Origin of the sequence: Mycobacterium sp. UM_Kg27 (assembly GCF_000972905.1) — a bacterium.
Lineage (GTDB): Bacteria > Actinomycetota > Actinomycetes > Mycobacteriales > Mycobacteriaceae > Mycobacterium.
In genome coordinates this window covers 1-543 of sequence record NZ_JRMM01000319.1, presented here as the reverse complement: position 1 = coordinate 543, position 543 = coordinate 1, and the positions used below count along the sequence as shown (strand labels likewise).

1 protein-coding gene and 1 pseudogene are annotated in these 543 nt (G+C 61.1%); both read right to left on the bottom strand.

Translation table 11 applies throughout. The features are described 5' to 3' along the window. Positions 1-395: glutamine synthetase beta-grasp domain-containing protein (locus LI94_RS21445; RefSeq protein WP_046302522.1), on the bottom strand; the 395-nt coding region annotated here is incomplete at its 3' end. Positions 396-452: 57 nt separating this feature from the next. Further along, positions 453-543 (bottom strand): annotated as a pseudogene (locus LI94_RS22885) (type VII secretion protein EsxI); the annotation flags it as partial.

Below are 543 nucleotides of genomic sequence, written 5' to 3'. Positions count from 1 at the left end.
GCGCCGAAGTAGGCGGTGTCGGCGATGCCGGTGCTGGTGAGGTAGCTCTCGGCCTTGCGGGCGATGTTGCGCGGGTCGCGGGAGTAGGGTTCGCGGGTGAATGGGTCGTGGACGAAGAAGTTGAGGTTCAACGTCTTTGCGGCCCGGAACGGATCGATCCGGGCGGTGGAGAAGTCGGGCAGCAGCATCATGTCGGATTCGTGGATGGACTGGAATCCGCGGATCGATGATCCGTCGAACGCCAGTCCATCCTCGAATGCGGCCTTGTCGAGTGCTGAGGCCGGGATCGACAAGTGCTGCATCACTCCGGGCAGGTCGCAAAATCGGACATCGACGTAGTCGATCTGTTCGTCGGCGATCAGCTTGAGAATGTCGTCAGCGGTCTTGTCGGTCACTGTGGTGCTCTCCTCGGAACTCTCAGTTGGCAATGCTCTTGTCGTGCAATGGATTTGTTAGGCCCAGCTGGAGCCGACGGAGGCGTCGGTGTTGGCCATGTTGTTGCCGGCCGACTGCACCTTCTGACCGTGGCTGTTGGCCTGCTCG